General features: G+C 72.0%; 25 protein-coding genes. 13 read left to right on the plus strand and 12 right to left on the minus strand.

The window, feature by feature from the left end; genetic code table 11:
- Window positions 1–211 precede the first annotated feature (211 nt).
- Window positions 212–748 carry a DUF3828 domain-containing protein gene (locus VGN74_RS04715; protein ID WP_327446207.1) on the plus strand — a complete coding sequence of 179 codons (537 nt, stop codon included), beginning with the start codon at window positions 212–214 and terminating at the stop codon, window positions 746–748.
- Here the strand turns inward: VGN74_RS04715 and VGN74_RS04720 are convergent.
- The 4 genes from VGN74_RS04720 to VGN74_RS04735 are packed head-to-tail and all read right to left on the minus strand — an operon-like array spanning window position 745 to window position 4,372.
- The gene (locus VGN74_RS04720; RefSeq protein WP_327446208.1) at window positions 745–1,683 is read right to left on the minus strand and encodes a bifunctional riboflavin kinase/FAD synthetase; all 939 of its coding nucleotides are present in this window, start codon (window positions 1,681–1,683) and stop codon (window positions 745–747) included. The two genes, VGN74_RS04715 and VGN74_RS04720, sit on opposite strands and share 4 nt — an antisense overlap.
- Window positions 1,684–1,690: 7 nt before the next feature.
- The gene (locus VGN74_RS04725; RefSeq protein ID WP_327446209.1) at window positions 1,691–2,152 is read right to left on the minus strand and encodes a MaoC family dehydratase; all 462 of its coding nucleotides are present in this window, start codon (window positions 2,150–2,152) and stop codon (window positions 1,691–1,693) included.
- A 38-nt stretch (window positions 2,153–2,190) separates the two neighbouring features.
- Entirely contained in the window at window positions 2,191–3,060 is an 870-nt protein-coding gene (locus VGN74_RS04730) for a TIGR01459 family HAD-type hydrolase (RefSeq protein WP_327446210.1), read from the minus strand.
- Window positions 3,061–3,097: 37 nt separating this feature from the next.
- A complete protein-coding gene (locus VGN74_RS04735; RefSeq protein WP_327446211.1) occupies window positions 3,098–4,372 on the minus strand; it encodes an EAL domain-containing protein in 1,275 nt (424 codons plus the stop codon).
- 105 nt (window positions 4,373–4,477) lie between these two features.
- Here VGN74_RS04735 and VGN74_RS04740 point away from each other — a divergent pair, with 105 nt between their 5' ends.
- The gene (locus VGN74_RS04740; RefSeq protein ID WP_327446212.1) at window positions 4,478–5,248 is read left to right on the plus strand and encodes an SDR family oxidoreductase; all 771 of its coding nucleotides are present in this window, start codon (window positions 4,478–4,480) and stop codon (window positions 5,246–5,248) included.
- Window positions 5,242–6,165 carry a lysophospholipid acyltransferase family protein gene (locus VGN74_RS04745; RefSeq protein WP_327446213.1) on the plus strand — a complete coding sequence of 308 codons (924 nt, stop codon included), beginning with the start codon at window positions 5,242–5,244 and terminating at the stop codon, window positions 6,163–6,165. Before VGN74_RS04740 ends, VGN74_RS04745 begins: the two co-directional genes overlap by 7 nt.
- On the opposite strand, the gene VGN74_RS04750 is transcribed toward VGN74_RS04745, so the two are convergent.
- The 3 genes from VGN74_RS04750 to xseA are packed head-to-tail and all read right to left on the minus strand — an operon-like array spanning window position 6,152 to window position 8,436.
- Window positions 6,152–6,658: a response regulator gene (locus VGN74_RS04750; protein WP_327446214.1), complete on the minus strand. Its 507-nt coding sequence runs from the start codon at window positions 6,656–6,658 to the stop codon at window positions 6,152–6,154. The two genes, VGN74_RS04745 and VGN74_RS04750, sit on opposite strands and share 14 nt — an antisense overlap.
- A 59-nt stretch (window positions 6,659–6,717) precedes the next feature.
- The gene (locus VGN74_RS04755; protein WP_327446215.1) at window positions 6,718–6,924 is read right to left on the minus strand and encodes a DUF2093 domain-containing protein; all 207 of its coding nucleotides are present in this window, start codon (window positions 6,922–6,924) and stop codon (window positions 6,718–6,720) included.
- 39 nt (window positions 6,925–6,963) lie between these two features.
- Window positions 6,964–8,436, minus strand: coding sequence for an exodeoxyribonuclease VII large subunit (gene xseA, locus VGN74_RS04760; protein WP_327446216.1), 1,473 nt, complete (start codon window positions 8,434–8,436; stop codon window positions 6,964–6,966).
- 85 nt (window positions 8,437–8,521) lie between these two features.
- On the opposite strand from xseA, the gene purD reads away from it, so the two are divergent.
- Entirely contained in the window at window positions 8,522–9,814 is a 1,293-nt protein-coding gene (purD, locus tag VGN74_RS04765) for a phosphoribosylamine--glycine ligase (protein WP_327446217.1), read from the plus strand.
- A 3-nt stretch (window positions 9,815–9,817) separates the two neighbouring features.
- Here the strand turns inward: purD and VGN74_RS04770 are convergent, their stop codons facing one another.
- On the minus strand, window positions 9,818–10,522 hold the full coding sequence (locus tag VGN74_RS04770; RefSeq protein ID WP_327446218.1) for a murein L,D-transpeptidase catalytic domain-containing protein: 705 nt from the start codon (window positions 10,520–10,522) through the stop codon (window positions 9,818–9,820).
- A 120-nt stretch (window positions 10,523–10,642) separates the two neighbouring features.
- On the opposite strand from VGN74_RS04770, the gene VGN74_RS04775 reads away from it, so the two are divergent.
- Window positions 10,643–11,947, plus strand: a complete 1,305-nt coding sequence (locus VGN74_RS04775) for an amidohydrolase family protein (RefSeq protein WP_327446219.1) — start codon at window positions 10,643–10,645, stop codon at window positions 11,945–11,947.
- On the opposite strand, the gene lpxK is transcribed toward VGN74_RS04775, so the two are convergent.
- From lpxK to VGN74_RS04795, 4 genes are read right to left on the minus strand one after another with little or no spacing between them, the layout of a single operon-like run.
- A complete protein-coding gene (gene lpxK / locus VGN74_RS04780) occupies window positions 11,938–12,948 on the minus strand; it encodes a tetraacyldisaccharide 4'-kinase (RefSeq protein ID WP_327446220.1) in 1,011 nt (336 codons plus the stop codon). The two genes, VGN74_RS04775 and lpxK, sit on opposite strands and share 10 nt — an antisense overlap.
- Window positions 12,945–14,240, minus strand: a complete 1,296-nt coding sequence (locus VGN74_RS04785) for a 3-deoxy-D-manno-octulosonic acid transferase (RefSeq protein ID WP_327446221.1) — start codon at window positions 14,238–14,240, stop codon at window positions 12,945–12,947. The genes lpxK and VGN74_RS04785 overlap by 4 nt, the downstream gene beginning before the upstream one ends.
- The gene (locus tag VGN74_RS04790) at window positions 14,237–14,944 is read right to left on the minus strand and encodes a lysophospholipid acyltransferase family protein (RefSeq protein ID WP_327446222.1); all 708 of its coding nucleotides are present in this window, start codon (window positions 14,942–14,944) and stop codon (window positions 14,237–14,239) included. The genes VGN74_RS04785 and VGN74_RS04790 overlap by 4 nt, the downstream gene beginning before the upstream one ends.
- On the minus strand, window positions 14,941–16,785 hold the full coding sequence (locus VGN74_RS04795; protein ID WP_327446223.1) for an ABC transporter ATP-binding protein: 1,845 nt from the start codon (window positions 16,783–16,785) through the stop codon (window positions 14,941–14,943). The genes VGN74_RS04790 and VGN74_RS04795 overlap by 4 nt, the downstream gene beginning before the upstream one ends.
- Before the next feature lie 153 nt (window positions 16,786–16,938).
- Between VGN74_RS04795 and glyA the strand changes: the two genes are divergently transcribed.
- Genes glyA through thiL form a run of 8 tightly spaced genes read left to right on the plus strand, consistent with a single transcriptional unit; the run spans window position 16,939 to window position 23,046 of the window.
- Window positions 16,939–18,222, plus strand: coding sequence for a serine hydroxymethyltransferase (gene glyA / locus VGN74_RS04800; RefSeq protein WP_414643524.1), 1,284 nt, complete (start codon window positions 16,939–16,941; stop codon window positions 18,220–18,222).
- Window positions 18,223–18,229: 7 nt separating this feature from the next.
- Window positions 18,230–18,697 (plus strand): transcriptional regulator NrdR, encoded by a 468-nt coding sequence (gene nrdR, locus VGN74_RS04805; RefSeq protein WP_327446225.1) that lies wholly within the window; start codon window positions 18,230–18,232, stop codon window positions 18,695–18,697.
- Window positions 18,694–19,335, plus strand: a complete 642-nt coding sequence (locus tag VGN74_RS04810) for a RibD family protein (RefSeq protein WP_327446226.1) — start codon at window positions 18,694–18,696, stop codon at window positions 19,333–19,335. Before nrdR ends, VGN74_RS04810 begins: the two co-directional genes overlap by 4 nt.
- A gap of 14 nt (window positions 19,336–19,349) precedes the next feature.
- Window positions 19,350–19,940 (plus strand): riboflavin synthase, encoded by a 591-nt coding sequence (locus tag VGN74_RS04815; RefSeq protein WP_327446227.1) that lies wholly within the window; start codon window positions 19,350–19,352, stop codon window positions 19,938–19,940.
- A complete protein-coding gene (gene ribB, locus VGN74_RS04820) occupies window positions 19,940–21,073 on the plus strand; it encodes a 3,4-dihydroxy-2-butanone-4-phosphate synthase (RefSeq protein ID WP_327446228.1) in 1,134 nt (377 codons plus the stop codon). Before VGN74_RS04815 ends, ribB begins: the two co-directional genes overlap by 1 nt.
- Complete coding sequence (gene ribH, locus VGN74_RS04825; RefSeq protein WP_327446678.1) at window positions 21,070–21,540, plus strand: 6,7-dimethyl-8-ribityllumazine synthase; 471 nt, start codon at window positions 21,070–21,072, stop codon at window positions 21,538–21,540. Before ribB ends, ribH begins: the two co-directional genes overlap by 4 nt.
- On the plus strand, window positions 21,537–22,070 hold the full coding sequence (gene nusB, locus VGN74_RS04830; RefSeq protein ID WP_327446229.1) for a transcription antitermination factor NusB: 534 nt from the start codon (window positions 21,537–21,539) through the stop codon (window positions 22,068–22,070). The genes ribH and nusB overlap by 4 nt, the downstream gene beginning before the upstream one ends.
- Window positions 22,057–23,046: a thiamine-phosphate kinase gene (gene thiL / locus VGN74_RS04835; RefSeq protein ID WP_327446230.1), complete on the plus strand. Its 990-nt coding sequence runs from the start codon at window positions 22,057–22,059 to the stop codon at window positions 23,044–23,046. The genes nusB and thiL overlap by 14 nt, the downstream gene beginning before the upstream one ends.
- The last annotated feature ends 29 nt before the right edge of the window (window positions 23,047–23,075 follow it).

Raw genomic sequence — 23,075 nt, forward strand, 5'->3', positions numbered from 1 at the left:
GGTCGCGGAAATCGGGAAGGGCGGCGGTCCCGGCGAGCGCGGGGCGGACCCGGAGGCGCTACGCCGGGCGGCGAATCCCGATCAGGCGGATGCTCACGAACATGCCCGTGCCTCTAGCAGAGGGCGGCGGGCCCGCGCCATCCCTGATCGGGGGCCAGTTCACGCCGGCCGCGCCCGGTGCTAGCCCTTCCGGCCTGAGCTGGAGGGTCTCATGAAGCGCCTGATCGCCGCCGCCCTGATCGCCGCCGCCGCTGCGGCCTGCTCGCCGCCTGCCGAGGCCCCCGCGCCCGCCGAACAGGCGGAGCCGGCGCCGGCTGACCGCCGGCAAGCGGCTTACCGCGCTGGCGAGCAAGGCCCCGAGCCCTTCGTCCGCGCCCTGTTCGCCCGCTACGACATGGCCAGTCCGCTGCCGGCCGGCGAGACCCCGCCGCCGGGGCGCGAGCCCCTCTACGGCCGCACGCTCAACGCCATGATCGGGGCCGACGCCCGCAAGGCCGGGGACGGGGTTCCGTTCCTGAACTTCGACCCGGTGTGCGGCTGCCAGGACGGGGAGATCGTGCTGCAGTCGGTCGAGATCGCCGAGACAGCGGTCAATCAGGCTGACGCCCGCGTGGTCTTCACCCGCGACGGCCGCGAGGTGCGACAGCTGATGAAGCTGGAGCGCGAGGGCCCGATGTGGCGCGTCGCGGACGTCATTCCGGAGGGCGAGCGCCCGCTGACCGAGCGCCTGCTGGAGGTGATCGGTTAGCCCGCCTTCGCCAGCGCCGCGCGCGCCGCCTCCGCGTCGCGAGCGATCTGGGCCTTGAGGGCGTCGAGCCCGTCGAGCTTGGCCTCGCCGCGCAGGAAGGCGACCAGTTCGGTCTCGATCGTCTGGCCGTAGAGGTCGCCGTCGAAGTCGAACAGCCAGACCTCCAGCAGCGGGGTCTCCAGAGCATACATCGGCCGCACGCCGAGGTTGGCGACCCCGTCCAGGACCCGGCCGTCGGCCAGGCGGGTGCGGGTAGCGTAGACCCCGTAGGCGGGCCGCATGTAGTCGCCGAGCGCGACATTGGCGGTGGGCACGCCGATGGTGCGTCCGCGCTTGTCCCCATGGATGACCTCGCCGGCGATGGCGAAGGGCCGACCGAGGATGGCGGCGGCGCGGGCCATGTCGCCGGCGTGGACGGCCTCGCGCACGGCGCTGGAGGATAGTTTCAGGCCGTCCGGATCATCGACGCGCGGGCAGACACCCACCGTGAACCCGTGGACGGCGCCGTCCCGGGCCAGCGACTCCGGCGAGCCGGCGCGGCCCTTGCCGTAGGTGAAGTCGAAGCCGACGGCGGCGTGGGTCAGGCCCAGCCCCTGCGCCAGCACCTCGCGGGCGAACGCCTCCGGTCCGAGCGCCGCCATGTCGGCGTCAAACGGCAGGAGGAACAGGGTCTCGACCCCGAGCGGCGCCAGCGCCCGCACCATCTGGTCGGGCGTCATCAGCCGGAACGGCGCGGCGTCGGGCTGGAAGAAGCGGCGCGGGTGCGGGTCGAAACTGACCACGGACAGGGGACGTCCGAGCCGGCGCGCCGCCTCGGCCGCCGTGGCGATCACCGCCTGGTGCCCCCGGTGCACGCCGTCGAAGGCGCCGAGCGCGGCGGCGCTGCCGCGCAGATCGTCGGGCAGGCCCTGCCATTGACGGATGAGGCGCGTCACGGCGGGCTCAGCGGCTCTGCGGCTTCCGGCGGCGGGGGACCCGCACCACGGCGATGCCGTCCATCACCATCTTCTCGCCCGCAAAGCCCTCGCAGTTCAGCTCGACCCGGGCGCTTTCCGGATCGACCGAAATCACCGTGATGCGGATGAGGACCTGGTCGCCGATCCGCACCGGGAAGTGGAAGGCGAGGGTCTGGGAGACATAGATCGAGCCCGCGCCCGGCAGGATGGTGCCGACCACGGCCGAGCCGAAGGCCGCCGACAGCAGGCCGTGGGCGATGCGGCCGCGATAGGCCGTGCGGGCCGCATAGGCCTCGTCCAGGTGGACCGGATTGAAGTCGTCCGAGGCCTCGGCGAACAGCCGGATGCGGTCCTCGGTGACGTCCACGATCTTCTCGGCGGCCATGCCGACGTGGAGCTCCTCCAGGATGTAGCCGCCGGAGGGGTGCGCGTGGACGAGTTGGGTCATGGCCGGGCTTTAGCGGTCCCGGCCCGGCTTGGCGAGCCTCACCAGACGAGGTCCAGCAGGGCGTAGCGGGCATGGGCGCCTTCCGCCGCCAGCAGGGCGCCGGCGCGCGCCACATCGACCCGGCCATCGGCCCCGCGGGCCAGATCGCCATGGATGCCCGAGGCCACGAACAGGCAGTCGAGCCCCTGCCCATTGGCCCCCAGCACATCGGTCACCACGCCGTCGCCGATGCAGAGGATACGTGCGCGATCGACCGGCCCGCCGGTCAGACGTTTGGCCTCGGCCAGCGCGAGGTCGTAGATCGGGGCGAACGGCTTGCCGGCCATGACCACCGGGCCGCCCAGCGATTCATAGAGGTCGGCCAGCGCGCCGGCGCAGTAGATCAGCCGGTCGCCGCGCTGGACCACCCGGTCCGGGTTGGCGCAGATCAGCTCCAGTCCACGCGCCGCCGCGGGGGCGAGGCGGTCGCGATAGTCCTCCGGCGTGTCGACCTCGTCGTTGTCGGGGCCCGTGACCGAGATGAAGTGCGCCTCGGCCGGGTCCTGCGTCGGGATCACGCCGGTGCCGGCGTACAGCGGCGCATCGCGCGGCGGACCGATCAGCCAGGCGGGGCCGGGGGCGCGCCGGGCCAGTTCGGCGCGGGTCGCGTCCCCCGAGGTGACGAAGCCGCGCCAGGCCGATCGCGGCACGCCGAGGGCGTCAAGCTGGGCCACCACATCGCTGGCCGGCCGTGGCGAGTTGGATATCAGCACCACATGACCGCCGCCGGTGTTGAAGCGGCTCAGGGCGTCGCAGGCCTCCGCCCAGGATTCCCGGCCGTTGTGGATCACGCCCCACACGTCGCAGAGCAGGATGTCGTAGTCGGCGGCGATGCGGCCGAGGCCCTCGAGGGCGGAAAGCTGGGTCATGGGGCGCAGATAGGGGCTCGGAACGGCCCGGTCGAGGTCAGGCGTAGCGGCGGCGCTGTTCGGCGGTGCGCAGGGTGGAGCGCAGGAAGTCCGAGGGCGGATCGGTTTCCGCCAGCACCTGTTCCTTGATGGCGCGCGGCTCGCCGAACAGGTGGCCCTGGCCGAGGGCCACATCGAGCTCGAGGATGTCGATGACCTGACGCTCGGTCTCGACCTTCTCGGCGATCAGCTGAACGCCGTAGCGCTCGGTCAGGGCGGCGAAGTCGGCCGCCCGGATGTCCGGCATGGAGGGCAGGGGGGCCGCGCCGTCGAGGTCGAGCAGCTGTTCGATCAGCAGTTCCGCCGCCACCTTGATGAAGCGCACGTCCGACCGCTGCAGGTCGGCGAAGTCGAGGTCCAGCGTCTGCACCTTGTCCAGCGAGAAGCGGAAGCCGAGGTCGGCCAGCTTGGCCATGTTGCGGGCCTCGACTGCGCCGCGGGCGTCGAAGGTGGCCTGGCCCAGCTCGAAGATCAGCGACTGGCCGAGGTCGCGGTTCTGGCTGAGGAAGGCGAGGAACTCGGGGAAGAAGGTCTCGTCGCCCAGCGAGGTCAGGGAAATGTTGCAGAACACCCCCACCTTGCGGTCCTGCCGCGACAGCCGCCGCACGATCTGGGCGCAGCGGAACAGCAGCAGGTTGTCGATGGCCGGCAGAAGGCCCTCGCCCTCGGCCAGCGACAGATACTCCGCCGGCATCATGACGCGATCGGAGGCGTCGCGCAGGCGGGTGAAGCTCTCGTAGAAGATGGTCCGCCGCTGGGGCAGGGTGACCACCGGCTGCAGGTAAAGGTCGACCCGGCCCTCGGTCAGGGCCTCGTGCACCGTCTGCAGCAGGACGTTGGACTGCTGGCGCTTGCGGCCCTCGGCGCTGCGCGGATCCTGCAGCGGGGCCACCGCCAGACGCGCCTCGATCGAGTCGCTCATCTGCTGGACCAGGTCCTCCAGGATGCGCACCTCGCCGGTGAGGGTCTCGGTCTGGGTCAGGGCGCCCTTCTCGATGGCGTCGGTGAGGTCGGTGACGGCGCCCTGGGTCGCGTCCAGCGCATCGGCCAGCAACCTGTGCGCCTCGCGCAGCTGATCGAGGTCCCGGCGCAGGGCGCGTGCGTTCAGCGCCTGGGCGACAAAGCCGTGCATCGCGCCGAGCGTGCCCATGGCCCCCAGTGCGCCCGCCACCGCCGCGCCTCCGCCGAGACCGGCGCGCCACAAGGCGGCCCCCACTGTCAGCGACAGGAAGACGTAGGAGCAGAACAGGACCAGATGGGTCAGACTACGCATCAATGAAGGTCGGGCCTTCCCCGAAAGGATTCGGGACAGTATCCGATGAGAATCACCCGGCCGCCAGCGCCGAGCAGAACTGACGTCAGGGAAGGACGCCCACCCATGCAGCTCTTCGATCTCACCGGCAAGTCGGCGGTCATCACCGGCTCCTCGCGGGGCATCGGCAAGGCTATCGCCGAGCGCCTCGCCGAGCACGGGGCCCATGTGGTGATCTCGTCGCGCAAAGCCGGCCCCTGCGAGGAGGTGGCCGCCGACATCAACGCCCGCTACGGGGCCGGCCGCGCCATCGCCGTGCCGGCCAACATCGCGGAGAAGGCCGACCTGCAGCGGCTCGTCGACGAGACCAACGCCGCCTTCGGCAAGATCGACATCCTCGTCTGCAACGCGGCGTCCAACCCCTACGCCGGCCCGATGGGCGGCATCACCGATGATCAGTTCAACAAGATCCTGCAGAACAACGTCATCTCGAACCACTGGCTGATCCAGATGGCGGCGCCGCAGATGCTGGAGCGGCGTGACGGGTCGATCATTATCGTCTCGTCGATCGGCGGGCTGCGCGGCAACGCCCTGATCGGCGCCTACAACGTCTCCAAGGCCGCCGACATGCAGCTGGCCCGCAACCTTGCCGTGGAGTGGGGACCGTCGAACGTGCGCGTCAACTGCATCGCGCCGGGCCTCGTGCAGACGGACTTCGCCAAATACCTCTGGGAGAACCCCGAGATCCTCAAGACCGTTACCGAGCCGGCGCCGCTGAAGCGGATCGGCCAGCCGGACGAGATCGCCGGGGCGGCGGTCTACCTGGCCTCGCCAGCCTCGACCTTCATGACCGGCCAGACCCTGGTGGTGGACGGCGGCGTCACCATCGCATGGTGAAGCCGGGGCTGCGCCGCGATCTGGTCTGGCGGCTGGAGGCGGCCGGCTTCGCCCTGTTCATCGGCCTGATGCGGCTGATCGGGCTGGAGGCCGCCTCGGCCTTCGGCGGCGGCCTGTTGCGGGCGCTCGGCCCCCGCACCGGGACACACCGCACGGTGATCCGCAACCTCCGGCTGGCCTTCCCGGACATGCCGTCGGCCGAGCGCGAGGCTCTGGCCCGCGACGCTTGGGAGCAGACAGGCCGCACCTTCGCCGAGACGGCGGTGATGGACCGGCTGACCCCGGCCTCGGGGCGGATCGAGATCGAGGGGCTTGAGCGGTTGCACGCCATCCGCGACTCCGGCCAGCCGGTGGTGTTCGTCTCCGGACACCTGGCCAATTTCGAGGTCATGGCCGCCTGCATCCTCGCCGCCGGCGTGCCCTGCCAGATCACCTATCGCGCCGCCAACAATCCCTATGTCGACGCCCAGATCCGGGCCGCCCGCGCCCGCTACGGCGTGCGCCTGTTCGCGCCCAAGGGCGGGGATGGCGCGCGAGAGCTGCTCGCCGGAATGCAGCGCGGCGAGTCCGTGGCTCTCATGAACGACCAGAAGTTCTCCGAAGGCCCCGAGGTCGAGTTCTTCGGCCATCCCGTCAACGCGGCGCCCGGGCCGACACGGCTGGCGCTGAAGTTCGGCACGGTGCTGCAGCCGCTGTCGGTGACCCGCCTGCCGGGGGTGCGCTTCCGCCTGACCGTGCATCCGCCGATTGCGGTCGGCGGCAGCGGCGACCGGTCGGAGGACATCCGGCAGGGCGTCCAGGCGGTGACGCGCTTCGTTGAGCAGCGGGTGCGCGAGGCGCCGGCTGACTGGTTCTGGGTGCACAAGCGCTGGCCGGACCACGTCTACGCCCGGCTGACCGACCTCAGTCCAGATTGACGTAGTGCTGGTCCTCGGCGCGCCGCCACGGCCCGGCGTAGTCCGGGCGGGTGACCCGGCGGCGGCACGGGCCGAAGTAGTCGTTCGTGCGGATAAACGGACGCGGCTTCATCACCACCGCCTCGATCCGCGCCATGACGCTGCGGGCGGTCAGCGGCTTGACCACGAACTCATTTACCCCGGCGTCGCGCGCCTCATGCACCCGGCGCCGTTCCGCGTGCCCGGTCATCATGATGATCGGCAGGAAGGTGTTTGGACTCTCGGCGCTGTTGCGCACCAGCCGGGTGAAGGCGACGCCATCCAGCGGCGCCATGTTGAAGTCGACCAGCGCCAGGTCGGCGGGAAACTGGGCGAGGGCGCTGAACGCCTCGGCCCCGTCGCCGGTCTCGCGGATCATCTCGGCGCCCGCCGACCGCAGAATCGCGGTCAGGATCTTGCGCATATGGACGTTGTCGTCTGCGATCAGGATTCTGAAGGGCTGCAGGGCCGCCATGGTCGGGTCTTGAGGGCGTCAGGGGGAGCGTTACAGGCGCAAGGCGCAGTCAGTCGCAATCAGAAACGCGCGAGACGGGAAAGAGCTTCATCGGGTCCTGCATAGGCTTCCTGCCGACTGGCGCTCCAGTAGCGCAGCAGCTCCAGAGGCACGATCCGGCCGCTGACCGCGCAGCGGACATGCCGCCCCGGGCGCAAAACGACGAATTCGCCGTCACCGTAGTGCAGCTGGGCTTCGGTCGCAGCGTCGGGAGCAGGCGTCGTCATCACGCCACTCTATGTCGCGGATTCCCGTTCTGGAACAGCCTAGAAAAGCTGGCCCTGATCGGGCGGACGGCCCGGCGGCGCGGCAGGCCGCCGCTCCCGCGGCCTGGGCGGCGGCGGATCCCCATCAGAGATCTGCGCGGCGCGGCTCCCGTCCGCGAACACGAGGCGGACCCCATCCCCGGCGGCCAGATCTGCGGCCCGACGCACCAGCTGCCCCGAGGCGTCGTGAATGCGGGCGAAGCCCCGCTCCAGGGGACGGTCGGGATTCAGGCTGCCCAGCAGCCGCGCGGTGCGGTCGAGACGTTCGGCTTCCCGCGCCGGGACCCGCGCCAGCGCCGCCGCCATGCGCCGCTGCAGGCCGTCCAGCCGCTCGCGACCGCGATCCAGCTGGCCCCGGGCGCTTGCCGGCGTCAGGCGGGCTGCGGCGCGCAGAAGGTCACGTTCGTGAGCGGCGACGTTTCGGCCCAGCGCGGCCCCCAGCCGGCTGGCCGCCAGATCGAAGCGCTGCTGCGGCAGGGCGAGCAGCTCGTCGGGCCGCGGCGGAAGCCCACGCGCGGCGGCCCGCAAGGCCGTGCGCCGGTCCTCCACCAGCCGCCCGGCGGCGCGGGCGAGACGTCGGTCCAGTTCGGCCGTTGCCGCCCTCAGGTCGGCCAGGACCGGCGTGGCAATCTCCGCGGCGCCGGTCGGCGTCGGGGCGCGCCGGTCGGAGACGAAGTCGATCAGGGTGGTGTCGGTCTCGTGACCGACGGCCGAGATGATCGGCACGCGCGCCGCCGCGACCGTGCGCGCCAGCGTCTCGTCATTGAAGGGCCAGAGGTCCTCGACCGAGCCGCCGCCCCGGGCCACGATGACCACGTCCGGGCGCGGGATCGGGCCGTCCGCCGGCAGGGCGTCGAAGCCGCGCACCGCTGCGGCGACCTGGGCGGCCGCGGCCTCGCCCTGGACGACGCAGGGCCAGACGACAACGCGGCAGGGCCAGCGCTCGGCGATACGATGGAGGATGTCGCGCACGACAGCTCCGGTCGGGCTCGTGATGACCCCGATGGTCGCGGGGAAGGCGGGCAGGGGCCGCTTGCGGGCGGGCTCGAACAGGCCTTCGTCGCGCAGTCGGGCCTTGAGCCGCTCCAGCTGGGCCAGCAGGGCCCCGGCCCCTGCCGCCTCCATGGTCTCGATGACGATCTGGTAGCTGGAGCGCGCCGGGTAGCTGGTGATCTTGCCGGTGACGATCACCTCGAGGCCGGTTTCCGGCTGGACCCCCAGCCCGCGCACCTGGCCCTTCCAGACCACACCGTCGATCGCGGACTTGTCGTCCTTGAGGGTCAGATAGACGTGCCCGGAGGCATGCCGGTTGACCTTCGAGACCTCGCCGCGCAGCCGCACATGGCCGAACCGGTCCTCCAGCGTCCGCTTCAGGGCGAACGAGAGCTCGGAGATCGACAGCGGTGGATTGTTGTCCCGGGGCGCCGCCGGCGGGTCGGCCGGGCCTTCGAAGACGTAGGAGTCGGAGGGCATGGGCCGATGCTAGCGGGCGCGGGCGGCGGGTGAAACCCGAAGCGGCCGCCTTGACCGCTTGGGTGCGGCGCGTCATTGCCGCGGCATGAATATTCTGCTGGTCGGGTCGGGCGGGCGCGAACACGCCCTTGCGTGGAAGATCGCGCAGTCGCCGCGGGTGACGCGGCTCGTCTGTGCGCCCGGCAATCCCGGCATCGCCCAGCACGCCGAGCTGCGCCCCGAGCTGAAGGCGGCGGATGCCGAACGGCTGGCGGCCTTCGCCCGGGAGATGAAGGCGGACCTCGTCGTTGTGGGCCCCGAGACGGCGCTGGAGGCGGGGCTGGCCGACCGGCTGGCGGCCGCCGGCATCCCCTGCTTCGGGCCCAGCGCGCGGGCGGCGAAGCTGGAGACCTCCAAGGCCTTCTCCAAGGCCTTCATGGAGCGGCACGACATTCCAACCGCCGGCTATGGGGTCTACGAGCGCCCGGCCGACGCCATCGCCGCCCTCAAGGTGTTCAAGGCCCCTTACGTCATCAAGGCGGACGGGCTGGCCGCCGGCAAGGGCGTCTCGATCTGCCCGGACGCCCGGGACGCCCAGGCCGAGATCGAGCGGATGCTGGGCGGCCGTTTCGGTGAGGCCGGGTCGCGGGTCGTGATCGAGGAGTTCATGGACGGCGAGGAAGGCTCGCTGTTCGCCCTGTGCGACGGCAAGGTCGCCATGCTGCTGGGCGGGGCCCAGGACCACAAGCGGGCCTTCGACGGCGATCTCGGGCCCAATACCGGAGGCATGGGCGCCTATTCGCCGGCCCCGGTCTTCACGCCGGAACTGGTCGAGCGGGCCCGGGTCGAGGTGGTCGAGGCGGCCATCGCCGGTATGGCCGAGGAAAACACCGCCTACCGCGGCGTGCTGTACGCCGGTCTGATGGCGACCGCCGAGGGCCCCAAGGTGGTGGAGTTCAACGCCCGCTTCGGCGATCCGGAGTGCCAGGTGCTGATGATGCGCTGGGCCGACGACATCGTGCCCTATCTGCTGGCCTGCGCCCGCGGCGACCTGGCCCGGATGGCGCCGCCGTCCTTCACGCCGGAGACGGTCATCTGCGTCGTGCTGGCGGCCAAGGGCTATCCGGACAGCCCGCTCGAGGGCTCGATCATCCGCGGCGCCGAGCAGGATTTCGGCCCTGACGTGCAGGTGTTCCATGCGGGGACCCGACGTAATGACGAGGGCCATCTGGTCGCCGCCGGCGGGCGTGTGCTGAACGTCTGCGCCCGCGGCAAGGACGTCGCCGAGGCCCGCAGCCGGGCCTACGCCGCGATCCGCAAGATCGACTGGCCCGCCGGCTTCCACCGCACCGACATCGGCTGGCGCGCGCTGGCGCGGGACGAAGCGGGCGAGGACTGAGCCCTAGCTCCAGGCGAACAGGAGCCGGCCCTCTCCCATGCGGGCGCGCAGGGGCTCGAGGTCGGCGTGGGCCACCGAGAAACAGCCGTAGCTGCGGCCCAGCTTGCCCTCGCGCTCGAGAAACGCGGGGTCGGCATAGTCCGCGCCGTGCACGATGATGGCGCGGTCGCGGGCGAGGTTGTTGCTGTACTCCAGCCCGTCGAGCAGGACGTTCGGCCCCTGCTGCGGCCCCCAGTTCGCGCCGGCAGTGGCGTAGGCCCCGACCGAGGACATGTGGCTGTCAGGCTCGTTGGAGAAGCGCTGGGCGAAGCCGGTGTGCGCCGGATCCGAGCCGCGTCCGTGGGTGGTGCGGAAGGTCGTCACCTGACCCGAGGCGATGTCGACCTCGTAGAGCCGCGCCTCACCGGAGAACTTGCGGAAGTCGACCAGATACATGCGATCGCGATGCGGCAGCCGGTGATGATGAATGTCGAGCGCGGCCAGCGCCCGGTCCAGCAGGTCGCGCCGGATCTCGCCGCGGGGATCGACCACCGGGCGCCCCACGTCGCCGAGCACCTCCACCCGGGGCGTTGTGGCGACCACCTCCGTCGCCGCCGGGGTCGCCGGAGCCGCGGCCACCAGCGCCGGCGCAGCCGTCCGGGGTGCGGTGGCGCAGCCCGCGAGGGCGAGGGAGCCGCCGAGCATCAGACCGCGTCGGGACAGCCGCATGGAACGCCTCATTCGTCGTGAACGTCCATGAACCATGACCGCCCGGCCGCCATCGTGGCAAGCGTGGCTTGGCGGCGCGCGCCGGCCTGATACGGTAGCGCAAACCACGGGGGAGATGTCATGCGGCTGTCAGCGACCATCGGGGCCTTCGCGGCCTGTCTCGCAATCTCGGTCCAGGCGCCTGTAAAGGCGCAGGAAACGGCGACGACCTATGTCCATGCGGGCCGGCTGCTGGCCGATCCCGCCGCGGGCGTTGTGCAGCGCGATAAAACTGTCGTGATCCGCGATGGCCGGGTGGTCGAGATTCGCGACGGCTTCGTCAGCGAGGCCGACGGCCGGGTTGTGGACCTGTCGCAGGGCTTCGTCCTGCCGGGCCTGATCGACAGCCACGTCCACATCACGCGCCAGCAGAATCCGAACGCCCGGTTGATGCAGGTGACGGACAGCGAGGCGGACCTGGCGATCGCCGGCGCCCATTTCGCCCGTATCACCCTGGAGGCCGGTTTCACCACGGTCGCCGACCTGGGCGGCGACAACAACGCCATCTTCGCCCTGAGGGACGGGATCGCCGCCGGGCAGGTGCCGGGGCCGCGGATCATCGCGTCGGGCCGGTCGGTGTCGATCCACGGCGGGCACGGCGACGCCAACGGCTATCGCGACGACATCATGCACCTGCTGTCGTCGGAGAGCATCTGCTCGGGCCCGGAGGACTGCATGCGTGCGGTGCGCACCCAGGTGCGGGCCGGAGCCGACGTGATCAAGATCACCGCTACCGGCGGGGTGCTGTCGAACACGGCGGCCGGTCTGGCGCAGCAGTTCACCGACGCCGAGCTGGCGGCCATCGTCGAGGCCGGGCACCGGATGGGCCGGCGGGTCACCGCCCACGCCCACGGGGTCGACGGGGTCAACGCCTTCCTGCGCGCCGGCGGCGACTCCATCGAGCACGGCACCTATCTCGACGAGGAATCGATCCGCCTGTTCCGCCAGAGCGGGGCCTTCCTCGTGCCGACCCTGCTGGCCGGGGACTTCGTGGCCCGGGTTGCGTCCTCGCCGGAGAACTTCTTCACCCCGGCCCAGACCGCCAAGGCGCTGGAGGCCGGGCCGAAGATGCTGGACATGGCGCGGCGCGCCCATGCCGGCGGCGTGCGTATCGCCTTCGGCACCGACTCCGGCGTCTCCGCCCATGGAGACAACGCCCAGGAGTTCGCCCTGCTGGTGCAGGCGGGCATGACCCCGCTGGAGGCCATTCGGGCCGCTACGGTGGTGGCGGCGGAGCATCTCGGTATCGAGCGCGAGGCGGGTCGGCTGGCGCCGGGTTTCCCGGCGGATCTGATCGCGGTCGGCGGCGATCCGCTGACCGATGTGACCGAGCTGGAGCGGGTGCGCTTCGTGATGCGCGGCGGCCGCGTCTACCGTCAGGACTGAACCGCGTCCCGGATCAGGGCCAGCAGGCCGGCCGGGTCGTCGAAGCGGGCCCGCACCGGCCAGGCCTCGACGCGCGCGCGCCACGCCGGGGGCAGGCGGACCCAGTCCTTCTCCGTAGTCACCAGACGGGCTCCGAACAGGGCGGCGCGGTCGGCGAGGAAGGCCAGGTCGCGCTCGCTGAAGCCGGCGTGATCCGGGAAGGGCGCGAAGTCCTTGAGGTCCGCCCCCGCGGCGAGGAGCGACCGCTCGACCTTCCACGGCTTGGCGATGCCGGCGAAGCCGACCAGCGGTCCGGCCGGGGGGGGGGCGTCGGGCGCGAGGCGGGCCAGGAACACCGGCTTGTGCGCGAACAGGGCCAGAAGCTCCGGCCCCGGCGTGTCGAGGTCGGTCGGCAGCAGCACGATCACCGCGTCAGCGCGCCCCAGACCCGTGGCGATGGGCTCGCGCATAGGGCCTGCGGGGAAGACTGCGCCGTCGCCGAACGGCCATTCGTCCTCGCGGGTCTCGCCATCGACGACCACGAGGCTGACCGTCTTCCTCAGCGCCGGGTTCTGGTGCCCGTCGTCCAGCACAAGCGCCCGACCGCCGGCCGCGACGGCGGCGCGGGCCCCCGCCACCCGGTCACGGGCGATCCACGCGGGGGCTTCGCCGGCCAGCATCAGCGGCTCGTCGCCGACCTCCGCGGCGTCGTGACGGGCCGGGTCCACCTGCACCGGGCCGCGTAGCCGCCCGCCATAGCCGCGCGACAGGGCATGGGCCTCGATCCCGGCGTCCCGCAGCAGCCGCAGCAGCTCACGCGCCACCGGCGTCTTGCCGGAGCCGCCGACCGTCAGATTGCCGACCGAGATGACCGGGACGCCGACGTCGACCGGCGTCGTACGCGCCAGCCGGCGGGCCGTCGCCGTCGCCCAGATCGCGCCCAGCGGTCGCAGCAGAAGCCGGGTCACCCGCGCGTGGTCAGGCTCGCGGCGATACCACCAGCGCGGGGTGTTGAGCTTCATGCCCGGTCGCCTCCGTGGGGGGGCGGCAGCAGCGGCGTCAGGGCCTGCATCAGCCGGTCGAGGCCGGCCCCGGCCTCGGCGGCCGTCCGCCGGGCGCGCTCGCCCATGGCCCGGGCCTCTTCCGGATCATCCAGCAGGGCCTCGACCGTCTCCGCCAGTTCGATGGCTGAACGGACCACGCCGAGCGCGCCCCGGGCGGTCAGCAGCGCCGTCACCGCCGTCCAGTTGCTGGCGTCCGGGCCGGACAGGGTCGGCTTGCCCAGCCGCGCCGGTTCCAGCGGATTGTGCCCGCCCACCGCCGGCCGGCCGAGCACCGGGGCGAAGGAGCCGCCCATGATCACGACGTCGGCGAGGCGCAGGAACAGGCCCATCTCGCCAAGGGTGTCGGCGACATAGACGTCCACGCCGGCGTCCAGCGCCTCGCCGCGCGACCGTACGGCGTGGGCGCGGCCCTCGCGCGCCAGCAGGGCGGTGATCTCCGTTCCGCGATCCGGGTGGCGGGGCAGCAGGACGAGACAGAACGGCTGCGGTACGGTCGACAGGGCGCGCAGGAGGAAGGCCTCCTCGTGCGGGTGGGTGCTGGCGGCCACCAGCACGGCCCGGTCGCCGATCGCCTCGGACAGGCGGGCGAAGGCGGCGCGGTCGTAGGGCAGGGGGTCGCCGGCCAGTTTGAGATTGGCCTCGCCGTCGATCCGGGCCCCCAGATCCTCGAGCCGGGCGACGGACTCGGCATCCTGCGGCAGGACGAGATCGAACCCGCCGAGCAGGGCGCGCGCGGCCCCCGGCAGGCGCCGCCAGCCGCGGTGGGTGGCCTCGGTGACCCGGGCGCTCACCAGCGCCACGGGGATGTCTCGCTCGCGGGCGGCGAGGATCAGGTTAGGCCAAAGCTCGCTCTCGACCAGCAGACCCAGCGCCGGGCGCCAGTGATCGAGGAAGGCGGCGACGGCGCGCGGCCCGTCGACCGGGACGAACTGGTGGATGACGCCGGCGGGCAGGCGTTCCGCCAGCAGTTGGGCCGAGGTGACGGTGCCGGAGGTGACCAGCAGCGTCAGGTCCGGCCGGTCGGCCCGTAGCCGCGCGACCAGCGGCAGCAGCGACAGGGTTTCGCCCACGCTGACGCCGTGGAGCCAGACGAGCGCTCCCGCCGGCCGCGGCTGTCCGGCCAGGCCCAGGCGCTCCCCGATCCGGGCCGGGTCCTCCTTGCCGGCGCGGGCGCGGGCCGCCAGCAGGCGCGGGACGAGTCCCTCCAGCAGGCCGGTGATCCGGCGGTAGGCGTCGAGCGCGAGGCTCATCCCGCCCGGTCCCGCAGACCGGTCAGGGCGTCGGCCCGCGCCTCGACGGCGTTCAGCCGGGCCGTCCATTCGGGAATGACGTCGCCGATGTCGGCGTCTTCCGGGAAGTCGGCGCGGTCCCAGACGATCGCGCCGCGGCCGAAGGGCAGCGGCAGCACGGCCCGGTCCCAGCTGCCCAGCCGGATGGCCGGGCTGCAGGACAGGCCGATGAACAGCACCGGGGCGCCGGACAGCTTGGCCAGCAGGGGCAGACCCTCGGCCATCTGGCGCGCCGGGCCGCGGGGCCCGTCCGGCGTGACCGCCAGCGCCGCCACCTTGAGCTGGCGCAGCCCGTCCCGCAGCGCCTGGGTGCCGCCCTTGGCGGCGGCGGCGCGGGCCTTCTCGCCCTTGTCGGGGTTGGCCGAGGAGCCGCGCACGGCGGGAATGCCCTGCAACGCCATGGCGCGGGCGAGGAACTCGCCGTCGGCGGACAGGGAGATCATGCCCTTGACCGGCTGGGCCCGGTCCAGCGGCCAGCAGGCGGGGGACAGGGCCAGACGACCGTGCCAGAAGACGCACAGGACGCCGCCGCCCTGCGACCACACGGCCTCGGCCAGCTGCCGGTTCTCGTGGGTCCAGCGCAGGGTGCGGAAGCAGAACTGCATCCAGCCCGCCAGCAGGTGCGACAGGACCGTCTGGATCACCGGGTTGCGCAGGGGTCTCATGCAGGGGCGAGCTCCGGGGCGCCGGCCGGCGACGGACCGTCAAGGGACTGCTGCTGCGCCAGCCGGGCGTACAGGCCGCCGCGGGCGACCAGCTGCTCGTGGGCGCCGGCCTCGACCACCCGCCCGGCCTCCAGCACGTGGATGCAATCGGCGCGGCGGACGGTGGACAGGCGGTGCGCGATCATCAGGGTGGCGCGGCCCTGCATCAGCCGCTCCAGCGCCGCCTGCACCAGCGCCTCGCTCTCCGTGTCGAGGGCCGAGGTGGCTTCGTCGAGCAGCAGGATCGGGGCGTCCTTTAGGAAGGCGCGGGCGATGGCGATGCGCTGGCGCTGCCCGCCGGACAGGCGCATACCGGCCTCGCCGACGCGGGTGGCGTAGCCGTCCGGCAGGGCCGTGATGAAGTCGTGCGCGGCCGCGGCCTGCGCGGCGGCCTCGATCTCGGCCGGGCTGGCCGTGGGGCGTCCGTAGGCGATGTTGGCGGCGATGGTGTCGTCGAACAGGAAGGGCTCCTGGGTGACGAGGGCGATGCGGTCGCGCAGGTCGGTCAGGCTGACCTCGCGCAGGTCGACGCCGTTGACCGTGATGCGGCCGCCGCTGACGTCATAGAAGCGCGGCAGCAGCGACAGAAGGGTGGACTTGCCGCCGCCGGAGGGACCCACCAGCGCGGCGGTCTGACCGGGGGCGATGGTCAGCGACACACCCGACAGGGTCGGCGCGCCCGCGGGCGCATAGGCGAAGTCGACGGCCTCGAAGGCGACCTGAACGGGACCGGGGGGCAGGGGGATCGGTGCGGCGGGCGCGCGGATCTCCGGCTCGATGTCGAGCGCCTCGAACAGCCGGCGGGCGGCGGTCAGGCCCTCGGACAGGACCGTCTGCAGGTTGGTCACCTGCCGCAGCGACTGGCCGGCGGCCATCAGCAGGCCGATGTAGGCGGCGAAGGCGCCGACGCTCATCTCACCCTGCCGCGCCTGCCAGCCGGCGTAGGCCATCACCGACGCGACCACCATCATCGCCACCAGATTGGAGAAGGGGCCGGCGAAGGCGCGGCTGTCGGCGGACTTGATCACATGGCGCTGGCGCCGGGCGACGACCTCGCCGACGCGCGCTTCCTCCGCGGCTTCGCGGTTCTCGATCTTGATGACGCGGACGCCGTCGAGGTTCTCCATCAGGGCCGTCGACAGGTTGGAGGTCTCGACCATGGCCCCCGTCGTGGCCTTGCGCATGCGCTTGCCGAAGCGGCGGATGATCCAGGCGATCAGCGGCGCGCCGAGGAAGACGATCGCCGTCAGCCGCCAGTCGCTCCACGCCATGTAGGCCAGCACCGCGATCAGGGTCAGGGCGTGCTGGGTGTAGTTGACGACCCCGTTGGTGAAGGCCTCTCGCACCAGGTTGGCGTCGAACAGCACGCTGGAGACGAAGCCGCCGGAATGGCTGGCGCGCAGCCGGGCGAGGTCGGCCCGGATCATGGAGCCGAACAGCCGCACCTGGATGTCGCCGACGATGCCGTGGCCGATGCGGTTGACCAGCGCCGCCTGGCCGAGGGCCGCGACCGTCCAGACCACGCCGGCGCCGACGATGATCAGGGGGATCAGGGTGAGGGCGTGTTGCGGCGCGATCGTGATCAGGCCCCAGATCGACACGGGCCGGCCGAGGAACAGGCCGTCGATGGCCGGCTCCAGCAGCTGCAGCACCGTCGCCGCCATGACGCCGACGATGGCCGCGCAGACCAGCGACAGGCCAAGGGCCCCGCGACGGCGCTGGAGATACTCGCGCCAGATGCGCCGCAGCAGCGGGCGCGCGGGCGCCGCCGGGGGCTCGGCGATCGGGGCGGTCGAACTCATGGCCCGGAGGTCGGACGGCCGGGGGCGCGTGTCAAGCGATCCGGCGCGCTTCGCCCTGCGCCGCCTGCGGCGTGCGGACACAAGATGTTGTGGCGGAGGGCCCGCAGGCGTAGATAGGCCAGCCCCTCAAACCCGCCGCCAGGGATGCCTGCCGTGACCGCGCTGACCCACGACGCCTTCTTCCAGACCGAGCTGTCGGGCGCTGACCCGGACATCTTCCGCGCCATCCAGAGCGAGCTGAAGCGTCAGCAGGAGCAGATCGAGCTGATCGCCTCGGAGAACATCGTCTCCCGCGCGGTGCTGGAGGCGCAGGGCTCGATCCTGACCAACAAGTACGCCGAGGGCTATCCGGGCAAGCGCTACTACGGCGGCTGCGAGTTCGTCGATGTGATCGAGGATCTGGCCCGCGAGCGCGCCAAGGCCCTGTTCGGCTGCGCCTACGCCAACGTCCAGCCGCACTCCGGCGCCCAGGCCAACCAGGCGGTGTTCCTGGCCCTGCTGCAGCCGGGCGACACCTTCCTCGGCATGGACCTCGCGGCCGGGGGTCACCTGACCCACGGCAGCCCGGCCAACCAGTCGGGCAAGTGGTTCCGCCCGGTCACCTACAAGGTGCGCGAGGACGACCACCTGATCGACTACGACCACGTCGCCGAGATGGCGGCGGCGGAGAAGCCGAAGCTGATCATCGCCGGGGCCTCGGCCTATTCGCGGCACATCGACTTCAAGCGCTTCCGCGAGATCGCCGACTCGGTCGGAGCGTACCTGATGGTCGACATGGCTCACTATGCGGGGCTGGTGGCCGGCGGCGTCTATCCCAGCCCGCTGCCGCACGCCCATGTGGTCACCACCACGACGCACAAGACCCTGCGCGGCCCGCGCGGCGGCCTGATCCTGTCGAACGACCCGGAACTGGGCAAGAAGTTCAACTCGGCGGTGTTCCCGGGACTGCAGGGCGGTCCGCTGGAGCACGTCATCGCCGCCAAGGCCGTGGCCTTCGGCGAGGCGCTGAAGCCGGAGTTCGGTCAGTATGCGCAGCAGGTGATCGACAACGCCCGGGCGCTGGCCGCCGTGCTGGTCGAACGCGGGCTGAAGATCGTCTCCGGCGGCACCGACAGCCACGTCATGCTGGTCGACCTGCGGCCCAAGGGCGTGACCGGCAAGGCCACCGAGGCCCAGCTCGATCACGCCCTGATGACCTGCAACAAGAACGGCGTGCCGTTCGACACGGCCCCGTTCACCGTCACCTCGGGGATCCGCCTCGGTACGCCGGCGGCGACCACGCGCGGCTTCGGCGTGGCCGAGTTCCAGCAGGTCGGCCACTGGATCGCCGACGTCATCGACGCCATGAATGGCACCGACGAGGCTGATCCGGCCGTCGTCCAGAAGGTCGCCGGCCAGGTGCGCGAGCTGACGCGCCGCTTCCCCATCTACGGCTGAGCCGCCGATGAAGTGCCCCTTCTGCGGTCATGCGGACACCCAGGTGAAGGACAGCCGCCCGTCGGATGACGGAGCGGCCATCCGGCGCCGGCGCTCGTGTCCCAACTGCCAGGGGCGCTTCACTACCTTCGAACGCGTGCAGCTGCGCGAGCTCGTCATCGTCAAGCGCAACGGGCGGCGCACGCCCTTCGATCGCGACAAGCTGGAGCGGTCGCTCAACGTGGCCTTGCGCAAGCGGCCGGTGCAGCCGGAACAGGTCGAGCAGCTGGTCAGCCGCATCACCCGACAGCTGGAAAGCCTCGGCGAGACCGAGGTGCCGTCCAGCGTGGTCGGGGACTTCATCATGAAGGCGCTGAAGAGCGTCGATGAGGTGGCCTATGTCCGCTACGCCTCGGTCTACAAGGACTTCCGCAAGACCGGCGATTTCGCCCGTTTCCTGGACGCCGAGGGCCTCGACGAGACCGACCGCTCGTGAGTCGTCCGCACGTCACCTGGAAGGTCGCCACCTCGCTGGACGGCCGCATCGCCACCTCGTCCGGTGAGAGCCGCTGGATCACCGGAGAGGCCGCCCGGCTGGAGGGACACCGCCTGCGCGCCGCCTCGGACGCCATTCTCGTTGGCGTCGAGACCGTTCTGGCCGATGATCCGCGCCTGACCACCCGCCTGCCCGACGGCGGGCGCGACCCGCTGCGGGTCATCCTCGACAGCAAGCTGCGCACGCCGGACTTCGCCCGCGTGGCGGCGCCCGGCACCCTGATCCTGACCACGTCGGAGCCCCGTCCCGTCGGCGGAGCCGAGGTGGTGCGGGTGGCGGCCAATCCCCACGGCCGGCCGGCGGTCGAGGCCGTGCTGGCCGAGCTGGGCGCGCGCGGCGTCTCGCGCCTGATGGTGGAGGGGGGCGGCCGGGTGGCCGCCGCCTTCGTCAGCGCCGGGGCCGTGGACGCCATCGAGTGGTTCCGGGCCCCGATGCTGCTGGGCGCCGAGGGCCGGCCCTGCCTCGGGCTGCTGGCGCTCAAGCGACTGTCTGACGCGCCCCGCTTCCGGCGCCTTGCGGCGGAGCTTCTCGACGACGACCTGTGGGAACGACTGGAGCGGGTCGGGGCCCGCGACTGAGGACAGCCCTTCTTATGTTCACCGGGATCATCACCGACGTCGGGCGTATCCGGCGTGTCTCCGCGACCGACCGCGACCGGCGCTATGAGGTCGAGACGGCCTGGGACGTCGCGGGCATCGACCTCGGGGCCTCGATCAGCCATGCCGGCTGCTGCCTGACGGTGGTGGAGAAGGGCGACGGCTGGTTCGCCGTCGAGGTCTCGAACGAGACCCTGTCGAAGACCACCCTCGGGGCCTGGGTCGAGGGACAGGCGGTCAATCTCGAGCGCGCGGCGCGGCTGGGCGACGAGCTGGGCGGCCACATCGTGTCCGGTCACGTCGACGGGCTGGGCCGGGTCCTGGCCATCACGCCGGAGGGCGGCTCGCACCGCATCGAGATCGAGGCCCCGGCGCCGCTGCACCGCTACATCGCCCCGAAGGGCTCGATCACGGTCGATGGCGTGTCCCTGACCGTCAACGCCGTCGAGGACCGGGTCTTCGGCGTCAACATCATCCCCCACACCTGGGAGGTCACCACCCTCGGCCGGCTGGCGGTCGGCGATCAGGTGAACTTCGAGATCGACATGCTCGCGCGCTATCTCGCGCGATGGCAGGAGACGGCCTGATGCAGCCGGCGGCGAATGTGAACGACAGTCCGATCAGTCCCATCGAGGACATCATCGAGGACGCCCGCAACGGCCGTCCCTACATCCTCGTCGACGCCGAGGACCGCGAGAACGAGGGCGATGTCATCATCCCCGCCCAGTTCGCCACCCCGGACCAGATCAACTTCATGGCCAAGCACGCGCGCGGCCTGATCTGTCTGGCCATGACCGACGAGCGGGCGCGGCAGCTGCGGCTGCCGCCGATGGCGGCCGAGAACCGGGCCGGCATGGGCACCGCCTTCACCGTCTCGATCGAGGCCCGTGAGGGTGTGACCACCGGGATCTCCGCGGCCGACCGGGCCCGCACCATCCAGGTGGCGGTCGATCCGACGCGCGGCGCGGACGACATCGTCTCGCCCGGCCACGTCTTCCCGCTGGTGGCGCGCGAGGGCGGGGTGCTGGTCCGCGCCGGTCACACCGAGGCGGCCGTCGACATCAGCCGGCTGGCCGGGCTGACGCCCTCGGGCGTGATCTGCGAGATCATGAACGACGACGGCACCATGGCCCGGCTGCCGGACCTGGTCGCCTTCGCCCAGCTGCACGGGCTGAAGATCGGGACCATCGCCGACCTGATCGCCTATCGCCGGCGCACCGAGCGCTTCGTCGAGCGGGTGCTCGAGACCCCGTTCGAGAGCGTGCACGGGGGGCCGTTCCGGCTCATGCTCTATCGCAACATGATCGAGGGGGCCGAGCACGTGGCCCTCGTCAAGGGGCGCATCGAGCCGGGCAAGCCGACGGTGGTGCGTATGCACCAGATCGATTTCGCCGCCGATCTGCTGGGCCACGTCGAGGCGCGGCAGGACTATGTGCCCCGGGCGCTCAAGACCATCAGCCGCCAGCCGGGTCCCGGCGTCGTCGTGTTTCTGCGTGATCCGGCGCTGCAGGGGCTTGCGGAAAGGCTCGCGGGGGCCGACAAGCCCGCCGCTGTGGACCGCTCGCTCAAGGCCTATGGCGTCGGCGCCCAGATCCTTCTGGACCTGGGTGTGCGCGACATGATCGTGATGAGCTCCACGCGACCTGCGCCGACCGCGCTCGAAGGCTACGGCCTGCGCATCGTCGGCTGGCGCGACATGGACGGAGAAGAGCCATCCTGAAGGATCCCCCGCGCGTCCTGATCGTCGAGGCGCGCTTCTATGACGAGCTGGCCGACGCCCTTCTGGAGGGCGCGCGCGACGCGCTGGAATCGCGCGGCGTCGAGGTCGATGTGGTGACCGTGCCGGGTGCGCTGGAGATCCCGGCGGTGATCGCCATGGCCGAGGAGGCCGGGCGCTACCCGACCGCGCCGCGCTACGACGGCTATGTGGCGCTCGGCTGCGTCATCCGCGGCGAGACCTACCATTTCGAGATCGTCGCCGACCAGTCGGCGGCCGGCCTGATGCAGCTGGCCCTCAAGGGCTTGGCCATCGGCAACGGCATCCTGACCACCGAGGACGAGGACCAGGCCTGGGCCCGGGCCCGTCGCAGCGAGGGCGACAAGGGCGGCTTCGCCGCGCGCGCCTGTCTCGATCTGATCGAGCTGCGTGGCCGTCTCCGGGTCGGCCTCGGCGGGAGCGCGGCATGAGCGAGCCGGGGGACCTGAAGGCCGTGCTGGCCCAGCTGGAGGCGGCCGAGGCCGTGCGCGACGGCGGCCGCGAACCGCATCTGTCGGCGCGGGAGCGGCGCGCCCGCACCGTGGCCCGTCTGGCGGCGGTCCAGGCGCTCTATCAGATGGAGCTGGCCGGGGCCGGGGTCGAGACCGTGATCCGCGAGTTCTCCGACTACCGTTTCGACGCCGACATCGAGGGCGAGCCCCTGGCCGAGGCCGACGAGGCCTGGTTTGCAGACGTCGTGCGGGGCGTGGTGGCCGGTCAGGCGGAGATCGACACGGCGGTCAGCGCCCGGCTGGCCTCCAACTGGCGGCTGGAGCGGCTGGATGCGACCCTGCGGGCCCTGCTGCGGGCCGGGGCCTATGAGCTGCGCGACAAGCCCGAGGCCCCGCGCGAGGTGGTCATCAACGAATACGTCGAGCTGGCCAAGGCCTTCTTCGACCCGGCCGAGGCCAAGTTCGTCAACGCCGCCCTCGACGGGGTTGCGCGCGATGCCCGCGATTGACGCCACGGACGAGTTCGAGACCCTCGACCGCCTGTTCCGTCCGCTCGCCCATCCGGTCTGGGGGCGTGACCTCGCCGATGATGTCGGCGTCGTGCCGTCCCGGCCGGGCCACGATCTCGTCCTGACCAAGGATGCGATCGTCGAGGGCGTGCACTTCCTGCCCGACGATCCGCTTGACCTGGTGGCGCGCAAGCTGCTGCGGGTGAACCTGTCGGACCTGGCGGCCAAGGGGGCCGAGCCGTTCGGCTATCTGCTGGCCTGCCACTGGTCGTCGCGCTGCGGCTGGCCCGAGCGCGAGGCCTTCGCCGCCGGACTGGCGGAGGACCAGGCGACGTTCGGGCTTGGCCTGATCGGCGGCGATACCGTCTCCACGCCCGGGCCGGCGTCGTTCAGCGCCACCCTGCTGGGCTGGGCCCCGAGGGGGGGCATCGTCGGCAGGGCCGGGGCCCGCCCGGGCGATCTGGTGCTGGTGACAGGAAGCATCGGCGACGGCGGCCTCGGCCTGCAGGCGGCGCAGGGGCGGCTGGAGCTGGAGCCGGAGCGGATCGCGGCCCTCGCGGCCCACTATCGGCTGCCCGAGCCGAGGCTGGCCTTCGGGGCGGCCCTGCCGGGGCATGCCCACGCCAGCGCCGACATCTCGGACGGGCTGGCCGCCGACGCCGGACGGATCGCGGCAGCCAGCGGCGTGGCTATCGAGCTGGACCTCGGGCATCTGCCCCTGTCGGCGGCGGCGCGCGCCTGGTTCGACAGCCGCGTCGACCCCGAGGCGGCGCTGAGCTTCCTCGCCACCGCGGGCGATGACTACGAGATCCTGCTGACCTGCGCCCCGTCCGCCGAGGCGGCCCTGATGCGCGCCGCCGAGGGGTTGCACCTGCGCCTGACCACCGTGGGCCGCGTCACGGCCGGGCAGGGGGTGACGGTCCGCCTCGGCGGGAAGACGCTGGCGCTCGACCGTCTCGGCTGGCGTCACGGCTGAGGCCGCCGCCGGGCAACGGTTTGGCAAGC

This window comes from Brevundimonas sp. (assembly GCF_035998205.1).
Classification (GTDB): Bacteria; Pseudomonadota; Alphaproteobacteria; order Caulobacterales; family Caulobacteraceae; genus Brevundimonas.